Origin of the sequence: Miniimonas arenae (assembly GCF_006351005.1) — a bacterium.
GTDB lineage: Bacteria > Actinomycetota > Actinomycetes > Actinomycetales > Beutenbergiaceae > Miniimonas > Miniimonas arenae.
Genome location: NZ_VENP01000015.1, coordinates 30,391 through 54,507, shown reverse-complemented (window position 1 = coordinate 54,507; position 24,117 = coordinate 30,391). Strand labels below are relative to the sequence as shown.

24 protein-coding genes and 1 riboswitch are annotated in these 24,117 nt (G+C 75.3%); of the genes, 16 read left to right on the top strand and 8 right to left on the bottom strand.

Features of this window, described 5'->3' with window-relative positions:
- Positions 1 to 18 precede the first annotated feature (18 nt).
- On the bottom strand, positions 19 to 1,125 hold the full coding sequence (locus tag FH969_RS05865) for an alpha/beta hydrolase family protein (protein ID WP_180359687.1): 1,107 nt from the start codon (positions 1,123 to 1,125) through the stop codon (positions 19 to 21).
- A gap of 293 nt (positions 1,126 to 1,418) precedes the next feature.
- Here FH969_RS05865 and FH969_RS05860 point away from each other — a divergent pair, with 293 nt between their 5' ends.
- The 7 genes from FH969_RS05860 (at position 1,419) to FH969_RS05830 (ending at position 6,334) form a co-directional block, all read left to right on the top strand.
- Positions 1,419 to 2,675, top strand: coding sequence for a TadA family conjugal transfer-associated ATPase (locus FH969_RS05860; protein WP_139986461.1), 1,257 nt, complete (start codon positions 1,419 to 1,421; stop codon positions 2,673 to 2,675).
- Between the two features lie 29 nt (positions 2,676 to 2,704).
- Entirely contained in the window at positions 2,705 to 3,568 is an 864-nt protein-coding gene (locus tag FH969_RS05855) for a type II secretion system F family protein (protein WP_108719413.1), read from the top strand.
- A gap of 10 nt (positions 3,569 to 3,578) precedes the next feature.
- Positions 3,579 to 4,502: a type II secretion system F family protein gene (locus FH969_RS05850; RefSeq protein WP_108719412.1), complete on the top strand. Its 924-nt coding sequence runs from the start codon at positions 3,579 to 3,581 to the stop codon at positions 4,500 to 4,502.
- Positions 4,503 to 4,609: 107 nt separating this feature from the next.
- Entirely contained in the window at positions 4,610 to 4,837 is a 228-nt protein-coding gene (locus tag FH969_RS05845; RefSeq protein ID WP_108719411.1) for a hypothetical protein, read from the top strand.
- Positions 4,838 to 4,938: 101 nt separating this feature from the next.
- Positions 4,939 to 5,286, top strand: coding sequence for a TadE/TadG family type IV pilus assembly protein (locus tag FH969_RS05840; RefSeq protein ID WP_234417521.1), 348 nt, complete (start codon positions 4,939 to 4,941; stop codon positions 5,284 to 5,286).
- On the top strand, positions 5,283 to 5,825 hold the full coding sequence (locus FH969_RS05835; RefSeq protein ID WP_234417520.1) for a pilus assembly protein: 543 nt from the start codon (positions 5,283 to 5,285) through the stop codon (positions 5,823 to 5,825). The genes FH969_RS05840 and FH969_RS05835 overlap by 4 nt, the downstream gene beginning before the upstream one ends.
- Positions 5,822 to 6,334, top strand: a complete 513-nt coding sequence (locus FH969_RS05830) for a glycosyltransferase (protein ID WP_108719410.1) — start codon at positions 5,822 to 5,824, stop codon at positions 6,332 to 6,334. Before FH969_RS05835 ends, FH969_RS05830 begins: the two co-directional genes overlap by 4 nt.
- Before the next feature lie 91 nt (positions 6,335 to 6,425).
- Here FH969_RS05830 and FH969_RS05825 read toward each other — a convergent pair whose 3' ends face one another.
- Both FH969_RS05825 and FH969_RS15165 read right to left on the bottom strand, forming a co-directional pair.
- The gene (locus tag FH969_RS05825; protein WP_139986460.1) at positions 6,426 to 7,181 is read right to left on the bottom strand and encodes an SDR family NAD(P)-dependent oxidoreductase; all 756 of its coding nucleotides are present in this window, start codon (positions 7,179 to 7,181) and stop codon (positions 6,426 to 6,428) included.
- A gap of 458 nt (positions 7,182 to 7,639) precedes the next feature.
- A complete protein-coding gene (locus FH969_RS15165; protein ID WP_180359686.1) occupies positions 7,640 to 7,837 on the bottom strand; it encodes a hypothetical protein in 198 nt (65 codons plus the stop codon).
- A 235-nt stretch (positions 7,838 to 8,072) separates the two neighbouring features.
- On the opposite strand from FH969_RS15165, the gene FH969_RS05820 reads away from it, so the two are divergent.
- The gene (locus FH969_RS05820) at positions 8,073 to 9,716 is read left to right on the top strand and encodes a phytoene desaturase family protein (protein WP_180359685.1); all 1,644 of its coding nucleotides are present in this window, start codon (positions 8,073 to 8,075) and stop codon (positions 9,714 to 9,716) included.
- A gap of 24 nt (positions 9,717 to 9,740) precedes the next feature.
- Here the strand turns inward: FH969_RS05820 and FH969_RS05815 are convergent, their stop codons facing one another.
- Complete coding sequence (locus FH969_RS05815) at positions 9,741 to 10,523, bottom strand: esterase/lipase family protein (RefSeq protein ID WP_139986458.1); 783 nt, start codon at positions 10,521 to 10,523, stop codon at positions 9,741 to 9,743.
- 275 nt (positions 10,524 to 10,798) lie between these two features.
- On the opposite strand from FH969_RS05815, the gene FH969_RS05805 reads away from it, so the two are divergent.
- The 6 genes from FH969_RS05805 (at position 10,799) to FH969_RS05780 (ending at position 17,853) form a co-directional block, all read left to right on the top strand.
- Positions 10,799 to 11,542, top strand: a complete 744-nt coding sequence (locus FH969_RS05805; RefSeq protein ID WP_180359684.1) for an ester cyclase — start codon at positions 10,799 to 10,801, stop codon at positions 11,540 to 11,542.
- The gene (locus tag FH969_RS05800; RefSeq protein ID WP_139986455.1) at positions 11,539 to 11,928 is read left to right on the top strand and encodes a hypothetical protein; all 390 of its coding nucleotides are present in this window, start codon (positions 11,539 to 11,541) and stop codon (positions 11,926 to 11,928) included. Before FH969_RS05805 ends, FH969_RS05800 begins: the two co-directional genes overlap by 4 nt.
- 80 nt (positions 11,929 to 12,008) lie before the next feature.
- On the top strand, positions 12,009 to 13,265 hold the full coding sequence (locus FH969_RS05795) for an acyl-CoA dehydrogenase family protein (protein WP_139986454.1): 1,257 nt from the start codon (positions 12,009 to 12,011) through the stop codon (positions 13,263 to 13,265).
- Between the two features lie 167 nt (positions 13,266 to 13,432).
- Positions 13,433 to 14,422 carry a hypothetical protein gene (locus tag FH969_RS05790; protein ID WP_139986453.1) on the top strand — a complete coding sequence of 330 codons (990 nt, stop codon included), beginning with the start codon at positions 13,433 to 13,435 and terminating at the stop codon, positions 14,420 to 14,422.
- A 42-nt stretch (positions 14,423 to 14,464) separates the two neighbouring features.
- Entirely contained in the window at positions 14,465 to 15,526 is a 1,062-nt protein-coding gene (locus tag FH969_RS05785; protein ID WP_139986452.1) for a HesA/MoeB/ThiF family protein, read from the top strand.
- The gene (locus tag FH969_RS05780; RefSeq protein ID WP_139986451.1) at positions 15,523 to 17,853 is read left to right on the top strand and encodes an MMPL family transporter; all 2,331 of its coding nucleotides are present in this window, start codon (positions 15,523 to 15,525) and stop codon (positions 17,851 to 17,853) included. The genes FH969_RS05785 and FH969_RS05780 overlap by 4 nt, the downstream gene beginning before the upstream one ends.
- Here FH969_RS05780 and FH969_RS05775 read toward each other — a convergent pair.
- The 4 genes from FH969_RS05775 to FH969_RS05760 all read right to left on the bottom strand — a co-directional run bounded on the left by FH969_RS05775 (position 17,846) and on the right by FH969_RS05760 (position 21,833).
- The gene (locus tag FH969_RS05775) at positions 17,846 to 18,583 is read right to left on the bottom strand and encodes an energy-coupling factor transporter transmembrane component T family protein (RefSeq protein ID WP_180359683.1); all 738 of its coding nucleotides are present in this window, start codon (positions 18,581 to 18,583) and stop codon (positions 17,846 to 17,848) included. The two genes, FH969_RS05780 and FH969_RS05775, sit on opposite strands and share 8 nt — an antisense overlap.
- A 103-nt stretch (positions 18,584 to 18,686) precedes the next feature.
- Positions 18,687 to 20,372, bottom strand: a complete 1,686-nt coding sequence (locus FH969_RS05770; RefSeq protein ID WP_108719394.1) for an ABC transporter ATP-binding protein — start codon at positions 20,370 to 20,372, stop codon at positions 18,687 to 18,689.
- On the bottom strand, positions 20,341 to 20,967 hold the full coding sequence (locus tag FH969_RS05765) for an ECF transporter S component (RefSeq protein ID WP_246071732.1): 627 nt from the start codon (positions 20,965 to 20,967) through the stop codon (positions 20,341 to 20,343). The genes FH969_RS05770 and FH969_RS05765 overlap by 32 nt, the downstream gene beginning before the upstream one ends.
- Before the next feature lie 83 nt (positions 20,968 to 21,050).
- Positions 21,051 to 21,833 (bottom strand): YkoF family thiamine/hydroxymethylpyrimidine-binding protein, encoded by a 783-nt coding sequence (locus FH969_RS05760; RefSeq protein ID WP_139986447.1) that lies wholly within the window; start codon positions 21,831 to 21,833, stop codon positions 21,051 to 21,053.
- 35 nt (positions 21,834 to 21,868) lie between these two features.
- A riboswitch (TPP riboswitch) is annotated at positions 21,869 to 21,977 on the bottom strand.
- A 50-nt stretch (positions 21,978 to 22,027) separates the two neighbouring features.
- Here FH969_RS05760 and FH969_RS05755 point away from each other — a divergent pair.
- A complete protein-coding gene (locus FH969_RS05755) occupies positions 22,028 to 23,317 on the top strand; it encodes an aminotransferase class I/II-fold pyridoxal phosphate-dependent enzyme (protein ID WP_139986446.1) in 1,290 nt (429 codons plus the stop codon).
- 10 nt (positions 23,318 to 23,327) lie between these two features.
- Positions 23,328 to 24,092 carry an SOS response-associated peptidase gene (locus tag FH969_RS05750; RefSeq protein ID WP_108719390.1) on the top strand — a complete coding sequence of 255 codons (765 nt, stop codon included), beginning with the start codon at positions 23,328 to 23,330 and terminating at the stop codon, positions 24,090 to 24,092.
- The last annotated feature ends 25 nt before the right edge of the window (positions 24,093 to 24,117 follow it).

Here is a 24,117-nt window from a genome sequence, read left to right as displayed (position 1 = left end):
TGGTGTGGAAGGGCTCGCTCAGGCTAACCGTTCGGGCAAGGACGGACGTGGACGGGTGTCGCGCGGCTGGAGGTGCGCGAGCAGCTCCGGCAGGAGCCGCCCGGACCACGCGTGCCCGCCGTCGAACACGTCCTCGAGCAGCAGGTCGGTGGCGTCGAGCGCCGCGTACGCGCGCCGCACGACGTCGAGCGCCGCCCGCGTGCCCTGGATCGGGAAGATCGGGTCGCGCAGCCCCGCCTCGACCAGCAGGGGTCGCGGCGCGACGAGCGCGGCGAGGTCGGGCATGTCGAGCTCGACGGCGAGCCCCGGCGCCGCGTTGCACGCACAGTGCTCCATCGCCAGGACGCTCGTGGCGAAGGTGTTGAGGTAGCAGCTCACGCCGACGACGGCGATCCGGGGGTCGAGCGCGCCCGTCCAGAGCGCGAGCTGGCCGCCGCCGGAGATGCCGACGAGCCCGATCCGGTCCGGATCGGCGCCGAGGGCGGGCAGCAGGTCGACGGCGCGACGCAGGTCGTTGACCCGCAGCGCGGGCAGGCTCGTGCCGAGCATGCTCGCCAGCAGCGAGCCGGCCGCGCACTCGCTCGCGTCGTCGTCGGGCGTCCCGGCCGCGTGGTCGCGGCGCACGCCGAACCCGAGCGGCTCCACCACGAGCGTCGGCACGCCGAGGCGCACCGCGCGCAGCGCGTAGTCCTGCTGGTAGCCCTCGCCCTCGGGGCGCGGATGCCCGACGGCGTCCATCGCCAGCAGGTCGCGCGCACCGATGCCGTGGCCGGGTGTGGCGATCAGGGCGGGCGTGCCACCGGGCTGCTCGGCCGGATCCACGCCGTCGGGCACGACCCACCAGGCGATCGCCGACGTCCCGGGCGCCGTGTCGAACGCGAGCATCGTGCGGCGGTAGCCGTCGAGCTGGACGGTCTCGAGCGCGCGCGGGTCGAGCGGCACGGGGTCGAACGGGACGGCGAGCAGCGCGGCGAGGCGGGCGCGGGCGCGGTGCTGCCACGCGAGGGCCTCGGCCCGATTCACCTCACCCGAAGTGAGGGCGTGCCGCGGCGTGCTCAGCCAGGAGAGCAGCGTCGGGCGCAGGCCCGCCTGGGGAACGGGGGGTGTCGGCACCGGTGTCACCACGGTCCGCACGCTAGTCGCGTCTGATCGCGATGCGGCGGGCGACGCCCATCGTTGGCGACGGTTTCGGAGCCCTGCGCTCCGCAACCGTCGCCAGTGACGGGGAGGGCGACGGTTCACATCGACGCACGGCCGTCGGCGGCGACGCATGACGGCGAGGGTCCGAGCTCTCGAGCCCCGCAAGCCGGGTAGGCACGGTGCGCGACGCAGGCTGTCCACAGATCCAGTCCGCCGCACCTTTCGCTCCTCCGTGGCTGGCCCGTACGCTGCCGGGATTCCACGAGGGCGGAGACGAAGTGAGCGGAAGCGACGACGGTGCGCGGCGGCTCGAGTCCGAGGTGCGCGAGCTCGTCCGGCTGCGCGGCGTCGACCCCGTCGGGCAGCCCGAGGAGTTTCGGCGCCTGGTCGCCGAGGCCGTGGTCGACTACGAGGAGCGAGCGCTCGCCGGCCGCCTGCTCCCGCTGCCGGACCCGGAGTTGGCCGCCAAGGCCGTCACGGACGCCGTCGCCGGCCTCGGCCCGCTGCAGCCCTACCTCGAGGACCCGCAGGTCGAGGAGATCTGGATCAACGGCCCGGGCCGCGTCTTCGTGGCCCGGCGTGGCGTGCCCGAGCTGACCACGCTGCTGCTCGGCGAGGAGGCGGTGCGCGACCTGGTCGAGCGGATGCTCCGTCCCAGCGGACGGCGGCTGGACCTGAGCCAGCCGTTCGTCGACGCGACGCTGCCGTCGGGTGAGCGCGTGCACGTCGTGATCCCCGACGTCACCCGGCGGCACATGGCCGTCAACATCCGCAAGTACGTGACGCGGGCGAAGCATCTGGACGATCTCGTCGCCGTCGGGTCGCTCCCCCAGAACGTGGCGACGTTCCTCGACGCCTCCGTCGCCGTCGGGCTGAACATCCTCGTGAGCGGGGGAACGCAGGCGGGGAAAACCACGACGTTGGGAGCGCTGACGGGCTCCATCCCGCCCACGCAAAGGTTGGTCACCTGCGAGGAGGTGTTCGAGCTCCAACCCGCGACCCGCGACCACGTGGGCCTGCAGTGCCGCCAGCCCAACCTCGAGGGCACCGGCGAGATCACGCTGCGGCGGCTCGTCAAGGAGGCGCTGCGGATGCGGCCGGACCGGCTCGTCGTCGGCGAGGTGAGGGAGGCCGAGAGCCTCGACCTGCTCATCGCACTGAACGCCGGGGTTCCGGGCATGGGCACCGTCCACGCGAACTCCGCACGCGACGCCATCGCGAAGCTGTGCATCCTGCCGCTCCTCGCGGGCGAGAACGTCACGCCGGCGTTCGTGGTCCCCACCGTCGCGACGGCGCTGCACCTCGTGGTCCACGTCGACCTCGACCGCAGCGGGCGACGGTCCGTGCGGGAGGTCGTCGCCGTCACGGGTCGCAGCGAGGGCGGCGTCGTCGAGACCGCGGACCTCTTCCACCGGCCCGACGGCGCGCCGCCCGGCACCCTCGTGCGCGGCAACGGCTACCCGCCCCAGCCGGAACGCTTCGAGGCGATGGGCTACGACCTGCCCCGGCTGCTGCACGCCGGCTGGGCTGCCTGAGGCACGCGGGACACGGAAGCGACGACGCGATGGGAACCGTGGCGGGGCTGCTGCTGGGCGCGGGGCTGCTGCTCGTGTGGTCCTCGACCTGGGCACCGGCGCCCCCGCGGCCCACCTCCCGGCTGGTCCGCGGATGGCAGGACCTCACGGCGCAGGCCGGGCTCCACCGCCTCGGACTCGGGCCGTTCGCCGCGGCGTCGGCCGGGCTCGCGCTCGTCGTCGGGCTGGTCGCGCTCGGGCTCGGCACCGCCGTGTCGGTCGCCGTCGCCTTCGCCCTCCTCGCCTCCGCCGTGCCGCTGCTCTACCTGCGCAGCCGCGCCCAGCGCAGGCGGGTGGAGCTGCGCACGCTGTGGCCCGACGTCGTGGACGACCTCACCTCCGCCGTCCGCGCCGGTCTCACGCTTCCCGAGGCGCTCATCGCGCAGGCAGAGCGCGGCCCGGTCGAGCTGCGGGCCGACATGGCCGCCTTCGCCGCCGAGTACCGCGCGACCGGCCGCTTCGTGGGCGCGCTCGAGGTGTGGCAGACCCGCCTGGCCGACCCCGTCGCGGACCGGCTCGCCGTCACGCTCCGCCTGGCCACCGAGGTCGGCGGCACCGACCTGGGCCGCACGCTGCGGACGCTGTCCGAGTTCCTCCGGGCCGACCTGCGCACGCGCGGGGAGCTCGAGGCTCGGCAGAGCTGGACCGTCAACGGCGCGCGCCTCGCCGTCGCCGCCCCCTGGGTCGTGCTCCTGCTGATGAGCGGACGCGGGTCGACCTCCGCCGCGTTCGACACCCCCGCGGGGGTCGCGGTCCTCGTGCTCGGGGCCGTGCTGTCCGCGATCGCGTACGCCGCGATGCTGCGCATCGGCCGGCTGCCCGAGGAGCCCCGCGTGCTGAGGGCCGGACCATGAGGACGACACGATGAACGCCGTCGGCGCTCTCACCGGTCTCGTCGCGGCGAGCGGGCTGCTCGTCATCGCGTCGGCGTGGCGAGCTGCCCGGCCCTCCCTCGTCGACCGCGTCGCGCCCTACGTCACCGCGCGCGCCTCGACGTCGACCCTGCTCGGCGCCCCCGACAACCGGACCGCCACGGGCCTGCACCGCCTCCTCGTCCCGCTCGTTCAGGACGCCTCGCGCGCGCTCGAGCATCTCGGCAGCTCCGCCAGCACCGTGCGCCGACGCCTCCAGCGTCTGGGCGGCACCACGACCCTCGAGCAGTTCCGGCTCGAGCAGCTGGGCTGGGCGGCGATCGGGCTCGGCGTCGGCGTCGCCGTCGGGACACTGCTCGCCACGACACGCGGGGTCGCGATCGGACCGCTCGCCGTGCTCGTCGCCGTCGCGGCGGTGGGCGGCGCGCTGGCGCGGGACCGCGCCCTCACGCACGCCGTCGAGAGCCGCGAACGGCGCATCGCCGCGGAGCTGCCGACCGTCGCAGAGCTCCTGGCCCTCGCCGTCGGCGCCGGGGAGTCGCCGGCAGCCGCGCTCGACCGCATCGCCCGCAGCACCGACGGCGACCTCTCGCGCGAGATCGCGCGCACCCTCGCCGACGTCCGCGCCGGGGCCACGGTGACGGCCGCGTTCGACGCGCTGGCGCGTCGCGTCGACCTGCCCGCCCTCACGCGGTTCGCCGACGGCGTGGCCGTGGCCGTGGAGCGCGGCTCGCCCCTCGGTGAGGTGCTGCGCGCCCAGGCCGCCGACGCCCGCGAGAGCGCGAAGCGCGAGCTCATGGAGTCCGGTGGGCGGCGCGAGATCGGGATGCTCGTGCCCGTCGTGTTCGTTCTTCTTCCCCTGACCGTCCTGTTCGCCCTCTTCCCCGGGATCGCGATGCTGCAGCTCGGACCCTGACCTCGCGACCACCGCCCGGGATGGCGCCGCGCCCTGACCAGCCCGCCCGCCCCCGTCCGCTCGACACCGACCCCCACGAGCCCCACCGCTCGACCGAGAGGAACCCCATGTGGCAGGACACCCTGACCCCCCTGCTCGCGTTCGCCGTCCGCGTCCTGGCCTGGACGCAGCGCCGACTGCTGACGATCACCGCCCAGCCCCAGCGCGGCGACGTGCCCGGCTGGGTGATGGTGACGCTGATGTCGGCCGGACTGGTCGCCGTCGTCTGGGTGCTCGCCGACGACTGGTTGCGCCAGCTCTTCCAGCAGGCCGTCGACCGGGTGAGCGGGCCGTAGCCGCGACCGTCCTGGGCGCGTCGCACCCGCCGCGGGCGGCGATCGACCGCCCACCTGCCGGCCGCGACGGCGATGTTCGAGACGGCGAGCGAGGCTCCGCCGTGGCCGAGGTCGTCATGGTGGGGGCGCTCGTCGTCGTGCTCGTGCTCGGCCTCGTCCAGCTCGCGCTCGCGCTGTGGGTACGCACGGCGCTGATCGACGCCGCGGCGGAGGGCGCACGGACGGCCGCGATGTACGACGGCGACCTCGCCGCCGGCACGGACCGCGCCCTCGAGGTGGTCGGGATGAGCCTGACGCCGGGCTACGCCGAGTCGGCGACGGCGCGGGTCGAGTCGGGCGCCGGGTACGACGTCGTGGTCGTCGAGGTCCGGGCACCCCTCCCGGTGATCGGGCTGCTCGGGCCGTCCGGCTCGCTCACCGCGACCGGTCGTGCGGTGGCGGAGCGATGACCCACCTGGCGAAGTCCCGGAGCGGTGGGCTTGCGCGGCTGCTGCGGGACGGTCCGCACGCCCTTCGAACCCGCCGTCCGCGCGCCACACCGCACTCCCCCGGCGGCATCGACGCCCGTACCGACGACGCCGCCGACCGCGAGCGTGGCTCCGCCGTGGTGGAGTTCCTCGGCGGCGCGGTCGTGCTCCTGGTGCCGCTCGTCTACCTCGTCCTCACGCTGGCGCAGCTGCAGGCCGGCACTTTCGCCGCGCAGGCCGCCGCGCGCGACGCCGGCCGTCTCGTCGCGACGGCGGACCCCGAGCAGGCGGGCGACCTCGCCGCGAGCGCCGTGACGCTCGCGTTCGCCGACCACGGACTCCAGGTCGACGGCGCCGCGGCGCTCGCCGTCGCGTGCGAGACCACGTGCGAGCCCGGGGAGCGAGTGCACGTCAGCGTGGACGTGGACGTGCCCCTGCCGTACGTGCCCGGCGGCGGGATCACCGTGCCGGTCCACGCCGAGACGTGGACGACGATCGACCCCTTCCGGGACCGGCCGTGAGCGCGCCTGTTCGGTCCCGCGGCCACGCGTCCGACCACCACGCGGACGACCAGCACGCGCCCGACGAGCAGCACACGCCCGACGGCGAGCGCGGCGGCATCCTCGTCCTCACCCTCGGCGCGCTCGCCGTCGCCGCCGCGCTCATCGTGACGATCGCCGTCGCGAGCGCGGTCTATCTCGACCGCCGCGACCTCCTGGCCCTCGCCGACGCGACCGCGGCCGACGCCGCCGCGGCCATCGACACCGACTCCTACTACGGCGGCGAGATCACCCTCACCGACGACGCCGTCCGCGCCGCCGCACGCGACTTCCTCGCGTCCGCCCCGGCGGGCGTCACGGACGCGCCGGGCCTCGCCGTCGCCGATCCCACCGGCGCGATCGACGCCACGACGGCGGAGGTCACCCTCGTCGCCTTCTCCCGTCCCGCGTGGCTGCCCTGGGCGCTGGCACCGTGGTCCGACGGCATCGCGCTGCGCGTCACCGTCACCGCACGCGGCGGCGGGGGCTGACCGGCGAGGCGCGAGCGCGGGCGGGCCGCCCCACCCGGCCCGCTCGCGCTCACCTCTCGCTGAGCGCGTCACCTCTCGCTGAGCGCGTCACCTACTGCGCGGTGTACCCGCCGTCCACGACGTAGTAGCCGCCGGTGACGAAGCTCGCCGCGTCCGAGGCGAGGAACGCCACGAGCGCGGCGACCTCCTCGGGCTCGCCGAGCCGGCCGAGCGCGTGCTTGCCCTCGAGGAACGTGAGCGTGGCCTCGTCGAGCGAGGCGGACACCATCGGCGTGCGGATGAAGCCCGGTCCGACGGCGTTCACGCGCACCCTCTGCGGGGCGTACTCGAGCGCCGCGGTCCGGGTCAGGCCGACGACGCCGTGCTTGGCGGCCACGTAGGCGACCGAGCCCGCGAACCCCACCGAACCGAGGATCGAGGACGTCGAGACGATCGACCCGCCGCCGGCCTTCGCCATCGCGGGCGCCTGCGCGCGGATCCCGTACATCACCGCGGACAGGTTGATGCCGAGCACCTTCTGCCACCCCTCGACCGGGTACTCCCCCGTGGGCGCGATCGGTCCGCCGATCCCCGCGTTGTTCACCGCGACGCGCAGCGGCGCGAGCGCCGAGGCCGCCTCGACGCACGCCTGGGCGTCCGCCGGGTCGGTCACGTCGCCGACGTGCGCGACGGCGGAGCCGCCCGCCGCCTCGATCTCACCGACGACCGCCTCGGCGGCCTCGCCGTTCACGTCGGCGACCACCACTGCGGCACCGTTCGCCGCGAGCAGCAGCGCCACCGCCTTCCCGATCCCGGACCCGGCACCCGTGACGATCGCGGACCGGTCGGAGACGTCGTACGTGGCCATGCCAGGCTCCTCTCTCGTGCGGAACCGCGTCCGCGCGGCATCGATGCCGCGGGCGGAACGCCGTCGTTCCTGCGCCTTGGCCGACTCGTGTCGGCTGTTCTCGAGGCTGCGCCGGGACCGGCGCTGCGGCAGCGAAACGGACCGCTGCTCGCGTCAGATCTCGACGCGCTCGCGAGCATCCCTCTCAGCAGTGCTTGTCCAGACATTTGATACTCTGCACGAGTCCCCGGCGCTCGTCTCCTGCTGACGCGCGCCTGCTCAGAGCTGAGGAGAGACACGACTGCAGGACTGCCGACGGCACGCCACCGGATCCCCCACCATCACGTGCGGCGCGGCGTCGCGCTCGCCCTGACCACCGTCCTCGCGACGGGCGGCGCCGCCGTTGCCGCCGCTGCCGCACCCTCGGACGCGTCGCCGATCGCCCCTCGCGAGGCGGCGTACGGCCTCTTCGTCGACGCCTACTCGGGCAACACCGCCGCCATGCGCTCGTTTCCCACGAGGGCCTGGAGCCGCTGGACAGCGGCGACGTCGGGTGCGCGCGGAGCCAGCAGCGCCGTGGCACCTATCGCCCGCTCCGGCGGGCCACTGGAGCGGACCCGCGCGCCACTCGCGTGCTCCTCGACGTGCTCGCTGTCCCCGGCGCGCGCATGTGGCATGCGCCCATCGTTCTCGCCGCGGGTCGAGGGCATGTTGCCCGACATGTCTGCCCGAGTGGGCAGCGCCGCGAGCCGAGACGGAGCGCCCTCCTGACGTATCACCGCCCACCCTCACGGGTCATCTCTGGTGGACCCACCACCGTCGAGAGGCCACGCGATGTCCAGCACCCGTACGCCGCCCCCCGTCTCCCGCCCCGCGCCGCGAGCATCCGACGCCGCGCGAACGGCCCGCCCCTTGTCCGACGAGCACGCCGGCGTGTCCGACGGCGAGCACCACCTCGGCGGCACCCACCACGACGCCGTCGTCGTCGGCGGTGGGATCGCGGGCCTCACCTCGGCGGCGACGCTCGCCCGGGCGGGACTCGACGTCGTGCTGCTGGAGAAGCAGCCCGTCGCGGGCGGCTACTCCGACGGCCACGACGCGCACGGGTTCCACTGGGACCACGGCGGCCACATCTTCCTGGCCTACCGCCTCGGCGGGCAGGCGCGCGAGGTGTTCAAGCGGCTGGGCCTGGACGAGAAGGTCGTCATGGAGCCGCACACCCACGACTACCGGTGCGTGCTGCCCGAGGACTCCGTCGCCGTGCCGGCCGACCTGAGCGCCGCCGCCGAGGAGTTCACCCGCCGGTTCCCCCGCGAACGCGAGGGCATCGAGGCGGTCTTCCTCGCGATGGAGCAGATGGTCGCCGACCTCGACGTGTTCGTGCCGTCCTTCCGTGTGCAGGCCCACCCCGGCGAGCGCCGCCTCCTCGACCCCGTCTTCGAGCAGTTCCAGCGCCCGTGGGTGAGCCGCGCGCTCGCGCCGGCGATGAACGCGCTGCACCTGCCGGGCGCGACGCTCGCGAGGTACCAGGGCCGCACGCTGCAGGACCTCCTCGACGAGCACCTCGTCGACCCGACCCTCAAGGCGTACTTCTCCATGCTGTGCGTCGGCATCGCGTCGGCGCCCTCGGAGCTGTCCGCGGTGATCGCCGGGGTCTTCTTCACGCACGCGCTGCGCACGCAGTGGATGCCCCGCGGTGGCTTCTCCGCGCTGCGCGACGCGCTGCTGAGCACGATCGCGGAGGCGGGCGGCGCCGTCGTGCGCGACGCTGAGGTGACCCGCATCCTCACCACCGACGGCCGCGCGACCGGCGTGCGCACCGCGGACGGGCGGACGTTCACGGCCGACGCCGTGGTCTCGGCGGGCGACGCCCGCCGCACGTTCACCGAGCTGCTGCCGCCCCTGCGCAGCACGGCGGCGCTGCGTCGCAGGCTCCCGACGATGGCGACGACGCCGTCGTTCTTCCAGGTGCAGCTCGGGGTGGACATGGACCTCGAGCCCTACCGCGACGCCGTCAAGCGCCTCACGTTCGTCTACCCCGAGGTCGACATCGACGCGTCGATGGCGCGCTTCCCGGCCGGCGACGTGGAGCACGCCGCCTTCTACGTCTACGTCGCCACGTTCCACCAGCCGGAGATGGCGCCGCCCGGCATGCACTCGATCAAGCTCGAGTGCCCCACCCGCCTCGCCTCGGCGGGCATCGACTGGGAGCGCGACGCCGAGCACATCGCCGACGTGTTCGTCCGCCGCGCGGAGGCGCTCATCCCGGGCCTGTCGGAGCACGTGGTGGTGCGGCAGGTGCGCACGCCGGCCGACCTCGCACGCGACACCGGCAACGCCGAGGGCGCGTTCGCCGGCTGGGCGTTCAGCCCAGAGCTGCTCTCCCGCGAACGGCCCGCGCAGCGCACGCCCGTGCCGAGCCTCTACCTCGCGGGGCACTGGTCGCAGCCGACCGCCGGCGTGCCGTGGGTGATGCTCTCGGGGTACAACACCGCCGGCACGGTCATCGCCGACCGGGCGCGCAGCCGGCGAGGCGCGGGGCGCACGACGGCGTGACTCACCGCCGCAGACCGGCCTGACTCACGCGGCGGCCGCGTCCTCGGCGTCGGCGACCAGCAGCTCGCCGAGCAGGCTCACCGCGAGCGCCCGCGAGCGCAGGATCGCGGTGTGCCCGACCCCGGGCACGCGCACCCGCGTGACGCGCAGCCCGGGGACCTCCAGCCGCGCCGACGCCGGCTCGACCACGCGGTCGAGGTCGGACCAGTACGCGAGCCAGCGCACGCCGTCGGGCGCCTGCGTGCTCGCGAGCAGCGCGAGCTCCGGCGAGCCGGGCCGGATCGCCGCGACCGCGGCGCCGAGGCCGAGCCGCGCCACCCGGGTGCCGCGGTGCGGCGCCGCCACGGTCGCGGCGACGCCGACCGTCTCGGCCAGGCCGAGGCGCTGCACGGCGTAGCGCACCGCGACCCCGCCGAGGCTGTGCCCCACGACGTGCACCCGAGGTGACCCGGCGCCCTCCCGCGCGCGCTCGCAGCGCTCGACCAGGGCAGCGGCGATGCTCGGCACGTCGTGCCGCACCCAGTCGTAGGCCATCGCGTCGCGGTGCACGTAGCCGCCGGCCGCGAGCACCCGCGCGAGCGGCGCCCAGTCCCGGGGGTCGCCCCCGTAGCCGTGCAGGAGCACGACCGGGGTGAGCGACACCGACCTGGCACGAGTGCCCGAGGTGGCGCAGCAGGCCGCGGCGCGGCTCGGCTCCCGCAGCGGCGCGGCGAGCAGCCGGACCGATCCGCGCACCACCGAGCCCGCCACGGCACCGAGCTCGCGGGCGCGGGCGAGACGATCGACGGCGGCGCTCGGCTCGGTCACCTATCGCCTCCGGCGGTCGTGGGCTCGCCGCGCACCAGCGGGGTGCGCACGCGGCCTCAGCACGTGCCGCGCAGACGTGCGCGGCTGTTGCCGGTGAACGAGCGCGCGCCGTACCGGCTGATACCGCGTGCGCCGGACGTATCAGCAGCGCCGGCTCGTGCTCACGAGGGGTACGCGCTCGGTGCGACCGAGCGAGAACGAGCGTGACCCAGCAGGACACAGCCAGACCGACGCGGCGCTGAGCAGCCCTCAGCGGCCCCGACCCGGGAGACGAGATGACCACGACGGCCACCACCGCCGCGCAGCCCGACCGAGGCCGCACCAGCGGTCCCGGTCCCGTTGCCCGCACCGTCGGCTCCGTCGCCTCCGTCGCCCCCGATCAGACGCCCGACGGCGCAGCCGCCTGGGGTCCCTCGGCGCACCTCCTCGAGGGCGAGCGCGCCAACATGGCCGCGTTCGCGCTGGTCGTGCCGCGCTGGAACGCGCACGACGTGCCCGGGATCCTCGCGCACTACGACGACGAGATCGTGTGGCACGACGTCGCGGCCGGGCGTCGCTACCGCGGCAAGGCCGAGGTCGGGGCGTACCTGGAGCGGCTCATGGCCGGCCTGCCGGACCTCACGCTCGAGGTCACGCAGCGCCTGCCCCGCGGGCGGTTCGTCGCCGAGGAGTACGTCATCCGCGGCACCCACGCCGGCACCCTCTTCGGGCTCCCGCCGACCGGCCGGCGCCTGGAGATCCGCTGCCTCAGCGTCGTGGAGTTCCGCGACGGGAAGCTGCTCGAGGACCACTTCTCCTTCGACGTCGCCTCCGTCCTGCACCAGGCCGGCCTCCTGCCGCCCCTCACCGTCGCGGACACCGCGCTCGGCGGTGCGGCGCTGCGCCTCGCCGTCGGGGTCACGCGACGCGCCGACACCGCGCGCGCCGCGATCGGCGCACTGCTCGCCCTGCTCGGGACGGCGCACCTGCGCCGCACCACTCACCACGCACGACCGATCACGCCCAAGGAGCACCGATGAGCACGTACACCACCCGGGAGCAGGCCGTCGCCGTGTTCTCCCACCTGTTCGAGATCATGCTGCGGGACGAGACCTTCACCTCGACGATGCGCCGCGACGGGCTGTCCGTCCGGTTCGTGCACACGGCGCCCGAGTTCGAGATGTACGTGGACCCGGACGGCGTCCGGATCGACGACTCCCCGGCCACCGCCGCGCTCGCGATCAAGATGTCGTGCGACACCGCGCACGCCCTCTGGTCCGGCCACCTGCTCATGCCGGTCGCCGTCGCGATGGGCCGCATCCGCATCAAGGGCAGCGTGGCCAAGGTCATCGAGTTCGCGCCGCTGCTGCAGCCGGCGTTCGACCGCTACCCGGCCATCGCCCGTGAGGCCGGCGTCGCGGCCTGAGCCGCGCCGCCACTGCCGCTGTTCACCATCCGCCCGCACCTCGATCCCGCATCTCGATCCGCCAGAGCCAGGAGAGCGCCATGACCGCCGTCGACGTCCACGCCTTCGCCGACACCTCACTCACCGAGCCGACGCTCACCGAGCCGACCTTCACCTCGCTGCCCGCGCACGCCGAGGAGCTGCGCCGGCTGGTCCGCGAGTTCGCCCAGACCCGGCTGCGCCCGGCCGTGCGACGCCTCGACGAGGCCGACGCCGCCGACTTCGACTGGGAGCTCGTCACCGAGGCCCACCAGCTCGGCCTCACCCGGCTCGTCATCCCCCGCCACCTGGGCGGCCTCGGCTACGGGGAGCTCGGCGTCGCCGTGGCGCTCGAGGAGCTGGCCGCCGTCGACGCGGGCTTCGCACTCATCTTCGGCGCCACGATGCTCGGCCAGGCGCCGCTGCTGCTCTCGGGCGACGCCGGTGTGCAGGCGCGATTCCTGCCCCTCTTCGCGGGCGACGACCCCGTGCTCGCGTGCAACGCGATCACCGAGGAGCGCGCCGGCTGCGACCTGCTCATCCCCGAGGCCGCCGAGCACGCGATCGGGGTCACCCGGGCGCGCCGCGAGGGCGACCACTACGTGGTCGACGGCGCGAAGATGTTCATCACCAACGGCAAGGTCGCCCACTACGGCACCGTCTTCGCCAACCTCGAGGGCCACCCCGGCGCGAGCGGACTGACCTGTTTCGTCATCCCGCTGGACGCCCCGGGCGTCACCCGCGGCGCCGTTGCCGACAAGATGGGTTACCGCGCCTGCCTCGGCACCGAGCTGCAGTTCGACGGTGTGCGCGTGCCCGCCGAGAACATGATCGGCGGCGAGGGCGGCGGCGTCTTCATCAACATCGCGCAGATGAACATGGCACGCGCCGCCGTCGCGGCCATCGCGACCGGCGTCGCACGCGGCGCCCTCGACCTCGCGATCGCGTGGTGCGACGAGCGCGTCCAGGGTGGCAAGCGCCTGCGCGAGCACCAGTTCACCGCGCGCAAGCTCGCCGAGATGGCCGCGAAGGTCGAGGCCTCGCGCCTGATGTACCTGCGCGCCGCGCACCTCGCGGACACCCGGGTGCCCGCACCCGTCTTCGAGACCGCGACCGCGAAGCTCTTCGCCGACCGCATCGCGATCGAGGTCGCCGAGGAGGGCATGTCCCTCATGGGCGCTCGCGGCTACGTGCGCGACTGGGGCATGGAGAAGTACCTGCGCGAGGCACTCGGGTCCCGCATCTACGAGGGCACCCCCGAGGTGCTCGCGCTCGCCGTCACCGACGCGATCTACACCGAGGACGACGGCGACTTCTGAGTCGGGCGCGCGGCTCACCTCCGCGTCGCCCGCCTCGAGCCCGCCACTGCCGCCGCAGCGCACCACCGCAGCCGCACCGTCGACGCCGCCAGCGCCACCTCCGCCACCGCCACCACCGCCGGCCGACCAGACACCACGCCCAGTCCGACCACCACCCGGAGACCGCCATGTGCCACCCGACTCTCGCCGCGACCGACCCGTCCGCCGCTGCCGACGTGCCCCGCGGCGGGCTCGGCGTCGACCGCGCGGACGCGATGCTCGCCGTCGGCGCCACCGAGCGCTTCACGCGCGACATCATCGGGCTGCACGGCTCGCTCAGCTGCCGGCGGCTGCTGGACCACGTGCCGCCCGGCGCGCTGGACCACCTCGCGGTGCGCGGCGACGGGCTGACCACGCTGGCGATCCGCACGCGGGACCTCCCGCACCGCTACGCGCTCGCGATGCAGGGCTTCCGGCTCGCGCAGTACCTCCAGCTCGGCTGGGCGTGCGGCGACGTGGTGCGCTCGTCGGGCTGGTTCTGCGAGCCGGTCTCCGCGCTCGGCCCGAACGACGTGCACGTGCTCACACTCGACGGCGCCACGGGCCGGATCCTCGGCTACGTCTGCCTGGCCTCCTCACGGGACGAGGCCCCGCGCCCGCTCCTCGACCCCGCACGGGCGCCCTTCCCGGTGGAGACCGCGCACGGGCTCAACGTGTTCGAGAAGGTGGCGCCGCTGCCCGGCACGACGAGCCACGAGGTCCGCGAGCTCAAGCGGTTCGTCCGCGCCCGCACCGTGACCGACAAGGCGCAGCGCCTGCGGATCACCCTCGAGCTGCTCCTCGGGGTGGCGCAGGCCGTGCTCGCGAGCGACCCGCCCGTCCGCACGCTCGTGGGCGACGTCGAGGAGAAGGTCGCGCTGCGCCACCTGCTGCTCGCCGGGCTCGAGGTGCAGCTCGTGGAGCACACCACGCCCGTCCTGCCCGGCACCGACCTCATGCACCTGGTCTACACCGCGCGCGGTGAGGTGAAGCCGTTCGTCTCGCACCTGCCCTCCCGCGCCGACCTGCAGCTGCGCGCGGACCTGCTCACGCAGACCCTCGCCTCGCCCGACCTGTTCGCCGCCACCACCGGGCTCGGCGAGCACCTGCACGGCGCGACCAACCGCGTCGCCGCCTGACCCGCCCCTGATCCGCCCCTGACCAGCACCGGAGCAGAACCCATGACCACCGCGCCCCCCACCGCACGGCCCTCGGCCGAGAGCCGCCGCCCGTCCCCCGCCCCCCGTCGCGGGCACGACGGCGAGCACCGCCTCTCCCCCAGCGCCGACTACGTGGAGCTCACCCGCCGCAACCGCGGCTTCGTCCCGGCGCGCACCCAGCGGCGGCTGGCCGAGGCGGTCGTCCTGGTCGCGGGCTGCGGCTCGACCGGCGGCGCCGTGATCGAGCCGCTCGCCCGGCTCGGCGTGCAGCACCTCGTGCTCGCCGACAACGGCAGCTACGAGCTGAACAACCTCAACCGCCAGCACGCCGTCCGCGGCGACCTCGGCCGGAACAAGGCCGTGGTCGGGGCCGAGCGGGTCCTCGCGATCAACCCGGCGGCCGCCGTCGCCGTCCACGAGCGCGGCATCACCCGCACCGGCGTGACCGCGCTGGTGGAGGGCTGCGACGTCGTGATCGACGGCGTCGACGTCACCGAGCGCGCGGGCTGGCTCGCCAAGTACGCGCTGCACGAGGCGGCCGCGCGCCTGGGTCGTCCGGTCGTCTCGGGCTACGACATGGCCGGCACGCAGTACGTCCGCGTCTACGACTACGCGCCCGGCGACGCCCCGTTCGACGGCCGGCTCACCCGCGCCCAGGTGCAGCACGAGCACACCTGGACGCTGCTGCGCCGGATCGTCCCGCTGCGCACCGTGCCCGTCGAGATGTTCGTGAGCGCGCGCGCCTCGCTCGCCGACCCCGACGCGCCGCTGTCCCAGCTCGTCTACACCTCGCTGCTGTTCGGGGCGCTCGCCTCGCGCATCGTCGTCGACCTGCTCGCCGGCGAGCGCGTGCGGCGGCATACCGTCATCGACGCGCACCAGGCGGTCCGCACCGCGGGTCGACGGATGTCGGCCCAGTGGGGCCGGCCGGTGCAGGCGCTGCTCGCGCTGCGCGACCTCGCGCGGTCGCAGCGGTCGGTGCCGCCACCCGCCCCGGCGTCGCCACCCGCCCCGGCGTCGCCACCCGCCTCGCTGGCCCGCGCAGCGCAGGCCGCGCCGTCGACCACGGGAGCCGCGCGATGAGGCTGCACGCGATCGCGGTGGCCGCCCGCCGGTGGCGCTGGGTGGGGGTGGTCGCCTGGGTGGCGCTGCTCGCCGTCGCCGGCCTGCTCGCCTCCGGACTGCCGGCGCGCCTGAGCGGCGGCGGCTGGGCGGTGCCGGACTCGGCGTCGCAGCGCGTGGAGGAGGCCGTGGCGCAGGGGTTCCTGGGACGAGGACCCACGTCGCTCACGCTGGTCGTGCACGACACCGCGCACACCGCCGCCGACGCCGCGTTCGAGACGCGCGTCGCCGAGGCGTTCGACGCCGTCATGACCGACCCGGTGCTGCAGGCCACGAGCGCCTACGGCTGGTCCACGCTGTCGCCCGAGGCGCGGGGCGCGTTCCTCGGCGAGGACGGCCGGACGGTGGTGAACGCCGTCGCGCTTGCGCTGCCGGACGGCGAGGCTCGCCAGCTGCTGACGGGCGTCCAGCACGACCTCACCGAACGCTTCGCACCGGACGGCCTCGAGGTCTCCCTCGTCGGCGCCGCGCCGTTCTGGGGCGAGGTCAACCACCTCAGCGAGACGAGCCTGTTCCGCGCCGAGCTCATCGCGCTGCCGCTCATCGTGCTCGTCGTGGTGCTGCTCTTCGGCGGCGCGCTCGCGGCCCTGGCCGCACTCGCCGTCGGGGTCACGGCGATCCTGCTCACGTTCGCGGTGCTCTCGCTGATCGCGGGACAGGTGGAGCTGTCGGTCTTCGTGCAGAACGCCGCGACGATGCTGGGGCTCGGCGTCGGCGTCGACTACTCCCTCTTCCTCATCACCCGGTTCCGCGAGGAGCTGGCGGCCGGGCGCGACCAGGACGAGGCGCTCGCGACCACGCTGCGCACCTCCGGGGAGACGGTGCTGTTCTCCGGGATCACGGTGGTCGCGGCGATGTGCACGCTCGTGCTCGTGCCGCTCGGCGTCATCCGGTCGATCGCGCTCGGGGCCGTCCTCGTGGTCGCGTCCGCGGTGCTCGTGAGCCTCCTGCTGCTGCCGATGCTGCTCGCGCTGCTCGGTCCGCGGCTGCAGCGCAGCATGCGTGCCGGGCGCTCGAGCCACCCGCGGGCCGGGTCGCGGCGGTGGGACGCCTTCGCGCGCACGGTGATGCGCCGCCCGGTGGCGTTCCTCGCCGGGGCGGTGGCGCTGCTGCTCGCGCTTGCCGTCCCCGCCGCCGGGATGAGCACCTTCACCCCGGACGCGCGGATCATCCCGACGTCCTCGCCGGTGCGCGCCGGGTTCGACCTCGTGGCGCAGGAGTTCGGCCCGGGCGCGACGGCGCCGATCCGGGTGGTCGTCACGGCCACGACGCCGCTGTCCGACGGCGCCGCCACGCCCGCCGTGCTCGCCCTCGCCGAGGACCTGCGTGCGCTCGACGGCGTGGCCGGCCTGGACTCCGCGCTCGACGTGCTCACGCTCGTCTCGCCGGGCGACCCGCTCGCGGCGACCGCACCCGACGTGCGCGAGGCACTGCCGGGCGACGTGCGCCAGACCGTGGACCACTTCGTGGCCGCGGACGACCTGCGGCTCGTGCTCGACGTCGTGCCGGAGGCCACCGCCGCGGACCCCGCGACGCAGGACCTGCTCGCGCAGGTGCGCGATGCTGCGACGCAGGCCGTCGCGGGGTCGGGGACGGGGGCCGGAGTCGCGACGCTCTCGATCGACGTGGGCGGCGAGACCGCGCAGGGCGTGGACAGCAACGAGGTCATCGCCGACACGCTGCCCACCGTGGTCCTCGCGATGCTCGCCGTGATCTTCGTGCTCCTGCTCGTGACGTTCCGCTCGGTGCTGCTGCCGCTCAAGGCGATCGCGGTGAACCTGCTGTCGGTGGGCGCCACGTACGGCGTGCTCGTGCTCGTCTTCCAGGACGGCATCGGGGCGTCGCTCTTCGGGTTCGAGTCCTCCGACTACGTCCAGAACTTCGTGCCCGTGCTGCTGCTCACGCTGCTGTTCAGTCTCAGCACCGACTACGAGGTGTTCCTGCTCAACCGGGTCCGGGAGGACTACGTGCGCACGGGCGACGACGTGGGTTCCGTGGCACGCGGGCTCGCCCGGACCGCGCCGCTCATCTCGGGCGCCGCGCTGCTCATGGTGGTGGTGTTCGGGGCGTTCGCGTTCGCGGGCATCCTGCCGATCCAGCAGCTCGGGTTCGGGCTCGCGATCGGGATCGCGCTGGACGCGACGGTGGTGCGGCTCGTGGTGGTGCCGGCATCGATGCGGCTCCTCGGGCGGTGGAACTGGTGGCTGCCCGGGCGCGGGGTGCCGGGGCGGACGTCGGCGGCCGGTGCCGCTGCGGGCACCGGTGAGGAGTCGCGCGCACTCAGCTGAGGCCGATCGCGACCCCGAGCGCGCCGAGCACCACGCCGACGAGCGCGACGTCGCGCACCCCGAGCGACGTCGGCCGCCAGATCGTGCGCGGCCCGTCGGCGAGCCCGCGGGACTCCAGCGCGAACGCGACCCGCTCACCGGCCCGGATCGACGTCACGAGCAGCGCGAACGCGCACCGGGCGTACTCGCGCGGGCCGAACCGCGCGCGACCGTCGCGGCGCAGCGGCGCCCGGACCGCGTGGGCCCGCCGGATCGTCGTCCACTGCTCCGGCAGCGTCTGCAGCATCCGGTGCCCGGCGAGCAGCGCGAACGCCACCCGCGGCGGCACCCGCGCGTGCTCGACGAGGCTCGTGAGCAGCCGCTGCGGCGGCGTGGTGGCGGCGAACACCACCGCCGTCGTGCCGATCACGAGTGTGCGCAGCGCGAGCATCGCGCCGATCCGGACGCCCTCGGCCGTCACCCGCACCGGCAGGTCGGGCCAGAGCAGCGTGCCGGGGCGCGCGAGCGCGTTGACGAGCAGCGTGCCGACGCCGAACGCGAGGAACGGGACCATCGCCCGCGCCAGGTCGCGCGGCGGGACACGGCCCGCGAGCACGACGGCGAGCAGCAGCGCCGCACAGAGCGCCGCCAGCACCGCGGGGTCGGTGAGGAACAGGACCCCAGCCGAGCACAGCGTGAGCACCGCGAGCTTGACCGCCGGGTTGCAGGCGCCGAGGAAGGACGCGCTCACGAGACGCACCTCCCGGGGGCCCGGGCGCCCTGGGGAGCGGGCTCACGCCGGCGGGGCGACCAGGCAGTGCGCACGGGCGACCAGCCACCGTGCACGGCGCGGGTCATCGCGCGGCCTCCGGGAGCGGCGCGGGCACCGCGGCGTCGAGCGAGCGCAGCGCATGCCGCACCACCGCGTCGCCGTGCCTCGCCAGGTGCCCGAGCCACGGCGTGGCCCGCATGCCGACGGCGGCGAGCAGATCGGGTCGCTGCAGAAGCGCCGCGGGCGTGGTCTCGGCCAGCACGCCGCCGTCGGCGATCAGCACCACCCGATCGGCCCACGCGGCGACCTGGCGCAGGTCGTGCGACGTGAACGCGACGGCGCGACGCTCGCCGTCGGCCGCCTCCCGCAGCGCCCGCAGCGCTCGGTGCGCGCCGTCCCGGTCCAGGCCGAAGGTCGGCTCGTCGGCGAGCAGCACGGGGCGATCGTGAGCGCGCATGGCCGCGAGCGAGAGCCGACGCTGCTGCCCGCCCGACAGCGTCCACGGCGAGCGGTCCGCCCACGGCTCGAGGTCGAGCTCGCGCAGCCGCGCCCGAACGACCGCCTCGCGCCGCGCCGCGGGCAGCCCGAACCCGATCTCGGCCGTGACCGTGTGCGCGGCGAACTGGTGCTCGGGGTGCTGGAACACCAGCCCCGCACGCGGCCCCGCGACCCGCCCCGCCGCCGGCGGCACGAGCCCGGCGAGCACGGCCAGCAGCGTCGACTTTCCGGCGCCGTTCGCGCCCAGCAGCGCGACGACCTCGCCGGCCCGCAGGTCCAGGTCGACGTCCCGCAGCAGGGCGCGGCCGCCGACGTCGACGCCGAGCCCGCGCGCGGTGAGCACCGCGGCGGGCGATGCGTCCGCGCACGGGGCGAGCGACGCCGTCGGGCACGGTGGGGCGGGTTCGGCGTCGGTCGCACGCAGCGCGTCGAGGGTGCGGCGCGCCAGCGTGGCGACGTCGAGACCGAGCACGTCGAGCTCCACCTCGACCGGAAGCCAGCAGCCCTGCGCGAGGAGCGCCGCGCCGTGCCGGGCGAGGACCTGCGCCGTGGGGCCGTCGCCGAGCACCCGGCCGCCGCGGTCGAGAGCGATCGTGCGCGGCGGGAGCGCCGCCAGGCCGTCCTCGCCCGCGTACTCCGCGAGACGGTGCTCGACGAGCAGCACCGTCGCGCGACCCGCCACGCGCCCGACGGCGGCGCGCACCGCCGCGACGCCCGGCGCGTCCAGCATCGCGGTGGGCTCGTCCAGGAGCAGCACGTCGGGCCGGGCGACGGTCGCGGCCGCGAGCGCGAGCCGCTGCAGCTCCCCGCCGGACAGGCCCTGCGTGCCGCGCCCGGCGTACGCCCCGAGCTCGACGCCCGCGAGTGCCGCCGCCACGCGCGGGCCGATGTCCGCGCGCGGCACGGCCCTGTTCTCCAGGGGCAGCGCGACCTCGTCGAGGACGTCGGGCAAGCAGACCCCGCTCGTCGGGTCCTGCGCCACGACCCCGACGTGCGCGGCGGTGACGACCACGCCCGCCACGACCGGGTCGAGGCCGCAGACCCGCGCCTCGCCGGCGACCCGCGCGCCGACCGTCTGCGGGATCGCGCCCGCGAGCGTGCGCAGCAGCGTGGACTTGCCGGAGCCGGACGGCCCGAGCAGCAGCACCGCCTCCCCGGGGGCGAGCGACGCGGTCAGCGGACCGACGCCGTCGCCCCCGGGGAGCACGATCTCGAGGTCGCGAGCCTCGATCGCCGGCTCAGCGCTCACGCCGTACCAGGTCGGGGTCACCGGCGCCGCCGCCCGGCGCCGTCGAGCCTGCTGACGCGGCAGACCGCGACGCGGCCGCGATCGGGAAGCTCGCGAGCACCCCGGTGCGCAGCAGTGCGTCCACGATGACCTTGGCGACCAGGCCGCCGAGCAGCACGCCGGACAGCGCCTGGATCCCGAACCGCAGGAGCAGCAGGTCCTGGCCGTACCAGCCGAACCGGAACGCCGACCAGAAGAACACGAGACTCGCGCCCAGCAGCCCCGAGACCGCGAACCGCACCCAGCCGAACGAGCGGTACCGCCCGAGCGCGAACGGCAGCTCGCTGCCCAGGCCCTGGAGGAAGCCGGCGATCAGGAGCAGCGGGCCGACCGGACTGCCGAGGAACACGACCTCGATCACCGCGGCCAGCAGCTCGGCGAGGATCCCCACGCCCGGGCGGCGCAGGATCGCGACGGCGAGCGGGGCCACCAGCAGCCAGCCGCCGAACAGGACGTGCTGCGCGAGGTCTCCGGCCGGCCCCATCGCGATCGACAGCGCGGTCCACGCCTGCACGAGCACCCAGTAGAGGAACCCGAACACCACGCCGAGCACCACGAGGAGCACGAGGTCGCGCATCGCCAGCGGGCGACGGCGAGCGGCGCCTCGAGCCGTCGGCGCACCATCCGGGCGGGTCGGGCGGGGCGATCCGCCGGCCGCGCTCATGCTGCGTCCCCGGCGCGCGCCGACGTGGGCGCGATCGAGGGCTCGCCGTCGCGCGCGGCGTGGCTCGGGCTGTTGATCGACACCGTGAGGTGGCTCGTCACGTGCTGCACGGTGCGGCCCGCGAGCAGCCAGCCGGCGAACGCCGTGGCGAGGACGTCGGCGAGGTCGCCCTCGAGGCGGGTGACGAAGTGCTCGCTGCCGCGGAACGTGCCGAGGTCGCGGGCGTGGGCGATGGCGGCCTCGATGTCGCGCATGTGGTCCGGCTGCTGATCCGACGCAGCGGCCGCGCCGGCGGCTGGGCCGACGCCGCCACCGGCACCGACGCCGTCGGCGAGCGGGTAGAGCGCCCACTCCGCGGCGGCCCAGGCGCCGGTGCGGTCGGTCGTCGGGGGCGCCACGACGCGCGGGCCGGCGCCGCCCGGCAGCGCGCAGACGACCTCGCCCGGGCAGCCGCGGGACAGGTGGACGACGAGCGTGACGTGATGACCGGTCGCCGCCAGCGTGGCACCCAGGTCGGTGACGTAGCGCAGCAGGTCGTCCTCGGCGCCGCCGACGTAGGTGGAGACGTCGCCCGTGACGACGACGAGGTCACCGGTCGGGGTCGCCGCGAGCGCGCGGGTGAGGACGTCGACGTAGTCCCCGGCCATGACGGCCGCCGTGATCCGGGCGCCGACGCCGAACGTGAGGGGGCCGGCCGTCGGGCTTGGGGCGGCGTCGGAATGCCGCACGGCGGCGGGATCGTCGAGCTGCGAGGCGGTGGCGAGCGAGGTCTGGCTCATGCGTACCCTCTCGGGACCAGCACGGGCTCAGACGACGTTCGCCTGGCGGAGCTCCCTGCGCCGGCATGATCCGGATCAGGTTCAACGGTCGGAGTTGGAGTACTCCCTCTCAGCCCGGCCCACCGGACTCCCGTGCTGGCTCGAGGCTAGCGGGTGGCGGCGGCCGATGTGCGGCCCGCCCTACGCTCGTCCGCATGACGAGCACCCCGCGCTGGCTCGCCGTCGCGCGCGCGTCCGGTCTCCTGGCGCCCGACGGCGCCGTCCGCCCCACGATCTTCGCCGAGATGTCCGCCCTGGCCACGGCCACCGGCTCGGCCAACCTCGGCCAGGGCTTCCCGGACACCGACGGCCCCGAGTGGGTGCGCGAGGCCGCGGTCGAGGCGCTGCGCACCGGCGCGAACCAGTACCCGCCCGGTCCCGGTATCCCGGCGCTGCGCCGTGCGGTCGCCGCCCACCAGCACCGGCACTACGGAATACAGCTCGATCCCGACTCCGAGATCCTCGTGACCGCGGGCGCCACCGAGGCGATCGCCGCCGCCGTGCTCGCCCTCGCCGGACCGGGCCACGAGGTGCTCACGCTCGAGCCGTACTACGACTCCTACGCCGCGACGATCGCGATGGCCGGCGCGACGCACACCACCGCTCCCCTGGGCCCGACCCGTGAGGGCTGGCGCCTCGACGTCGAGGCGTTCGCGTCGGCCGTGACGCCGCGCACGCGCGTCGTCCTCCTCAACACCCCGCACAACCCGACCGGAACAGTCCTCACCCCGGCCGAGCTCGCCGTCGTCGCCGCGCACGCCGCGCGGGTGGACGCGATCGTGGTCACCGACGAGGTGTACGAGCACCTCACGTTCGACGGTGCGACGCACGTCCCGTTCGCGACGCTGCCCGGGATGCGCGAGCGCACCCTGACGATCTCCTCGGTCGGCAAGTCGTTCTCGCTGACGGGCTGGAAGGTCGGCTGGATCAGCGGGCCGGCGGAGCTGGTCACGGCCGTGCGCACCGTCAAGCAGTTCCTCACCTACGTGAGCGCCGCGCCGCTGCAGCCGGCGGTCGCCCGCGCGCTCGAGGAGGGCGACGCCGACGTCGCCACGCTCGCGGCCTCGCTCGCCGAGCGCCGCGACGCCCTGGTGCGCGGGCTGCGCGAGGCGGGGTTCGCCGTCGTGGTCCCGCAGGGGACGTACTTCGTCTGCGCGGACGCCGCGCCCTTCCTCTCGCCCACCGTGCCCGACGGCGACGCCCTCGCCCGCGCGCTGCCGCACCTTGTGGGCGTGGCGTGCGTGCCGCTCACCGCCTTCTGCCGCGCGGGATCCGCGACGGCGCAGGCCCTGTCCTCGTGGCTGCGGTTCACGTTCGTGAAGGACGAGGCGACGCTCGACGTCGCGCTGACGCGGCTCGCGGGGCTGCGGGCGGCGCTCGCAGCACTCGCGTCGGCCGATCCGGTCGATCGGGTCGGCGGCGGCGATGGGGGTGGCGCGACGTAGGGTCGGCGGCATGTGCGGGAGGTACGCGGCCGTCCGGGCGGCCGACGAGCTGGCGGCGGAGTTCGACGTCGACGTGGTGAGCGAGGACGCCGCGGACCGCGCGGCGTCCTGGAACGTCGCGCCCACCGATGGCGCGCGCGTCGTGCTCGACCGCCCACGCCTCGTGGGCAGCGAGGACGCACGCGAGTCCGCTGCGGACGGTGCCGGCACGGGGGTGCTCCGCGAGCTGCACCTGGCGCGCTGGGGACTGCTGCCCGCGTGGTCGTCGGGACCGGGCGCCAAGGGCGCCCCGATGTTCAACGCCCGCCTGGAGACCGTGGCGGACAAGCCCGCGTTCGCCAAGTCGCTCGTCACGCGACGCTGCCTCGTGCCGGCGGACGGGTACTACGAGTGGCGCAAGAACCCCGAGGGCTCGGGACTGCCCGCGAAGACCCCGTTCTACATCCACCCGGCCGACGGCTCCTCGCTCGCCTTCGCGGGTCTGTACGCGTGGTGGCGCGACCCCACGCGCGAGGAGGACGACCCCGCGCGCTGGCTGCTGTCGACGACGATCGTCACCCAGGCGGCGCGAGACGGCCTCGAGGCGATCCACGACCGCGAACCCGTCGCGCTCCCGCACGCGCGCGTCGACGAGTGGCTCGACCCCGCGATGACCGACGCCGACGCCGCGCTGGCGATCCTCGCAGGTCCTCCGCCCGAGCTCGTCTGGCACGAGGTCTCCGCGCGCGTGGGCTCCGTGCGCAACGACGACGCCGGTCTGATCGAGCCCGTCTAGGTCAGACCCTCGGCGGACCGCGCCG